Source organism: Methylopila musalis, assembly GCF_042679725.1.
GTDB lineage: Bacteria > Pseudomonadota > Alphaproteobacteria > Rhizobiales > Methylopilaceae > Methylopila > Methylopila musalis.
This window is the reverse complement of sequence record NZ_JBHTMX010000242.1, coordinates 1-3909: the sequence shown is the minus strand read 5'-3', so window position 1 is coordinate 3909 and position 3909 is coordinate 1. Positions and strand designations below refer to the sequence as shown.

Here is a 3909-nt window from a genome sequence, read left to right as displayed (position 1 = left end):
CCTGGCTCAGCGCCTCCGACCTGCCGCTGGCGGCGGACGGCGCGATCACGCTCCGGGTGGCGCCCGAGGCGGGGCCGCCGCCGGACGGCGGGCTGCTGTTCCATCCGCAGGTGATCGTGGCCGAGTTCGAGCGCCCGGCGCTCGCCAGCCTCCAGGCCTTCGACCGGGCGATGGAGAGCCTCGGGCTCGCGGACGGCGCGCTCGCCTACGCCACCGCGCCGGACGGCGCGCCGGTGCAGCACGGGCTGATCGGCGCGCTCAAGGCCCGTGGCGTCGAACTGCGCATCGTCGAGGGCAGGCTCGACGACCGCGACGTGATCCATCGCGCGCCGGGACTTCGGGTGCATCGCCGCCCCGAACCGGCGTTCGCGGGCGAGGTCGGCCGCGCGCTCGGCCATGTGACGGTGATCGGGATCGCGCCGGGGCCGGACGGCTGGCGCACGCCGGAGGCCGCCGCCGCGCTCGACCGCGCCACCGATCTCGTGGGCTACGAGCCCTATCTCGCCATGGCGCCGGAACGGCCGGGCCAGCGCCGGCATGGCTCCGACAACCGGGTGGAGCTGGAGCGCGCGCAGGCCGCGCTGACGCTCGCCGCGCAGGGGCGGAACGTCGCCGTGCTGTCCTCGGGCGACGCGGGCGTGTTCGGTATGGCGGCGGCGGTGATGGAGCCGCTCGACGCGGAGCCGGCGCGGTGGCCGGGCGTCGAGGTGGAGGTGCTGCCGGGCCTGTCCGCCATGCAGGCGGCGGCCGCGCGGCTCGGCGCCCCGCTCGGCCATGATTTCGCGGTGATGTCGCTGTCGCACTACCTCAAGCCGTGGCCGGTGATCGCGGCGCGACTGAAGGCGGCGGCGGAGGCGGATTTCGCGCTGGCGCTCTACAATCCCGCCTCGAAACTGAGGCGGGAGCGCATCGGCGAGGCGCTGGAGATTCTGCGCGGCTCGCGGTCGGCGGACACGGTGGTCGCGCTCGCCCGCAGCATCGGCCGTGCGGGCGAGGAGACCATCATCACCACGCTCGGCGCGCTCGATCCCGAGCTGGTCGACATGCGCGCGCTGGTGATCGTGGGCTCGTCCCAGACCCGGGCCTTCACGCGCGGCGACGGCCGGGTGTGGGTCTATACGCCGAGAACCTATCCCGGCGTATGAGCGCCGTGACGGCGCGCGTCAGTCGTCGCGCCGCTCGTTCGAGATCGCTCCGGTTTTCGGGTCGATGTCGAACTCCATCGTCTGGCTGTTCTTCACGCCCTTGACCTCCCAGCGGCCGTCATCGGCCTCGATGTGGGAGATGTCGGCGTAACCGGCGTCCCGGGCCTTCTGGAGCGCCTGATCGATGCTGATCCAGCCGGGGCCGATCGAGTCGGCGAAAGCGGGGGCGGCGGTGAGGGCGAGAGCCGCCGCGACGGCGAAAGCGGGCATGGTGCGCATAGCGCGTCTCCTGTTGAGAGAGGAACGACGCAAGCCATCGCACGCCCGCCGCCACAGCCGCCTGACCGCGGCTGTCAGCGTTTCGTAAGGCGGGCGGCCAAGTCCCGGCGGGACCGGGCTGCCCGGTGTTCCCAAGGCCGGGTTCAGACCACGCCGAAGGTCGGCGCCGCCGTCAGCCCCGGGCGACCCGGGAGCGGACGGCGGGCAGGAGTGTTCAGTCCGCCGGTCAGCTGACGGTGAACAGGAAGTCGTTGATCGACAGCGTGTTCACGCCGTCGAGCGTCGCGAACAGGACCTTGCTGTACTGCGTGCCCGTGCCGTCCTGATCGAGCCAGAGCCGGTGGGTCGCCGCGTCGAAGAACAGCGAGACCTTGGTCGTGGTCGCTTCCGTGCCGAGGGTGAAGGAGGTCGCGCTCTTCGACCCGAACCAGTATCCGAGCCCGATCTTGTCGCCCTGGGCGGACGAGAAGTCGGTGATCACGTCGCCGCGCCAGCTCTGATAGGCGTATTCGCCGTAGTCGAACACGTCGGCGCCGGCGCCGCCGGTCAGCACGTCGGCTCCCGCGCCGCCCTGAAGCAGGTCGTCGCCGGCGCGGCCGTCCAGAATGTCGTCGCCGTCGGCGCCGAAGAAGCTGTTGGCGGTGGCGTCGCCATAGGCCTCGTCGTCCACGGCGCTGAAGTAGAACTGCTCGATGCCGGAGAACTTGTCGCCGAGCAGCACGCCGTCGTTCTTGCTGGCGTCCGCCAGGTCGAGGATGGAGGAGATGGAGCCGTTGATGAACGCCTTGTCGACGCCGAGGCCGCCGATGAAGGTGTCCGCCTCGGGAACCGTGGTCCAGCTGCTGATGAAGTAGAAGGCGTCGTCGCCCGCGCCGCCGTCCAGCGTGTCGCGGCCTGCGTCCTCGTAGAGGCTGTCCGTGCCGTCGCCGCCGAAGAGCTTGTCGTCGCCAAGGCCGCCGGTCAGCACGTCGACGCCGCCCATGCCCTTGAGGGTGTCGTTTCCGGCCCCGCCGTTCAGCGTGTCGGAGTTGCCCGCGGCGGTCACGTTGTCCGCGCCCGAGCCACCTCGGAAGTCGAGCGCCTCGAAGCTGTTGATCTTGGCGCCGGCCTTGAACGTGATGGCCTTCGACGTGAAGGTGAAGGACTCGCCGACCGTCGACTGCTCGAAGCTCAGCTGCGCCGTGTCGAGGCCCTTCCCGCCGTAGGCGCTGTCGTTGCGGCCGACAGTGACGGTGTCGTTGCCGTCGCCGCCGTCCAGAATGTCCTTGTCGAGCCCCATGTCGTAGCCGTAGCCGAAGCTCAGGTCGCCGCCGCTGATGCGGTCGTCGCCGGCGCCGCCCTTGACGGTGTCGATGCCTGCGCCGCCGCCGATGAGGTCGTTGTCCGCGCCGCCGTCCAGCGTGTCGGCGCCGTCGCCGCCGTAGAGCGTGTCCGCGCCCTTCTCGCCCAGCAGCGTGTCGACGCCGGCGTCGCCGCTGAGGGTGTCGTTGCCGTCGCCGCCGAAGAGCGTGTCGTTGTCCGCGCCGCCATAGACGCTGTCGGAGCCGACGCCGCCATAGAGCTTGTCCGCGCCGGCGTCGCCATAGAGGGTGTCGTTGCTCTCGTTGCCGAAGAGCTGGTCGGCGCCGGCGCCGCCGCGCAGGATGTCGTCCAGCAGGCCGCCGGTAATCTTGTCCGCGCCGGAGCCGCCGGTGATGTTGAACTTCTCGAAGCCGCTGTAGGTGAACGCGTTTTTCACGACTGTCTTCACGGTGGGATCGCCGGCCACGAAGGTGAGCGCCGCCGTGCGTCCGGTGAAGTCGGCGACCAGCGTGTCGATGCCGGCGCGGTCCACGCCGTTCAGCACGCCGCCGTCCACCACGTCGCCGATCATGTCCGAGACGTTGCCCACATAGACGACGTCGTCGCCGGTGCCGCCGAAGATCTTGTCGGCTCCCGCGCCGCCGAAGATCGTGTCCGACCCCGAGCCGCCGTCCAGATAGTCGTCGCCGGCGCCGCCGTTCAGGGTGTCGTTGCCCTTGTCGCCCTTGAGCACGTCGGCGCCGCCCTCGCCGTTGAGCGTGTCCGCGCCGAAGCCGCCCGAATAGGTGTCGGCGAGGTCCTGTCCATAGGCGTAATCGTTCTCGAACCCGCCCGTGAACGTGTTCTTGACGCCGACCTGACCGTAAAAATATGCCATCGCATGTCCCCCGACGGGCGCCGTCGCCCGACGGCGGGATTAGCGTCGCGAAGCATCGACAGGGTCAATCCGTAGAAACGCGGATTGGCTTGTTTCTGGGCAAGTTCAGATCGCCGCAGGTTTCAGGTGGCGCGCATGGCCGGGCGCGTAGAGCGCGCTCGCGCCGCCGCGCGAACCGGCGAGCGCCGGACCGACCAGCACCAGCGCGGTGCGCTCGATCGCGAAGGGCGCGGCCTTCTCCACGATGTCGGCCAGCACGCCGCGCACGATCGCCTCGTCCGGCCAGGTGGCGCGCGCCACCACGGC

The 3909-nt window shown here is 70.7% G+C and carries 3 protein-coding genes and 1 pseudogene; 1 reads left to right on the top strand and 3 read right to left on the bottom strand.

Going from position 1 to position 3909, the window contains the following annotated elements; translation table 11 throughout:
- Positions 1–1145 (top strand): precorrin-3B C(17)-methyltransferase (gene cobJ, locus ACFQ4O_RS15975; RefSeq protein ID WP_378777105.1); only part of this gene is annotated, 1145 nt, incomplete at its 5' end.
- Positions 1146–1163: 18 nt separating this feature from the next.
- On the opposite strand, the gene ACFQ4O_RS15970 is transcribed toward cobJ, so the two are convergent.
- The 3 genes and pseudogenes from ACFQ4O_RS15970 to ACFQ4O_RS15960 all read right to left on the bottom strand — a co-directional run.
- Complete coding sequence (locus ACFQ4O_RS15970; protein WP_378777103.1) at positions 1164–1424, bottom strand: PepSY domain-containing protein; 261 nt, start codon at positions 1422–1424, stop codon at positions 1164–1166.
- A gap of 226 nt (positions 1425–1650) precedes the next feature.
- Positions 1651–3603 (bottom strand): calcium-binding protein, encoded by a 1953-nt coding sequence (locus ACFQ4O_RS15965; RefSeq protein ID WP_378777101.1) that lies wholly within the window; start codon positions 3601–3603, stop codon positions 1651–1653.
- Positions 3604–3708: 105 nt separating this feature from the next.
- Positions 3709–3909 (bottom strand): annotated as a pseudogene (locus ACFQ4O_RS15960) (precorrin-4 C(11)-methyltransferase); the annotation flags it as partial.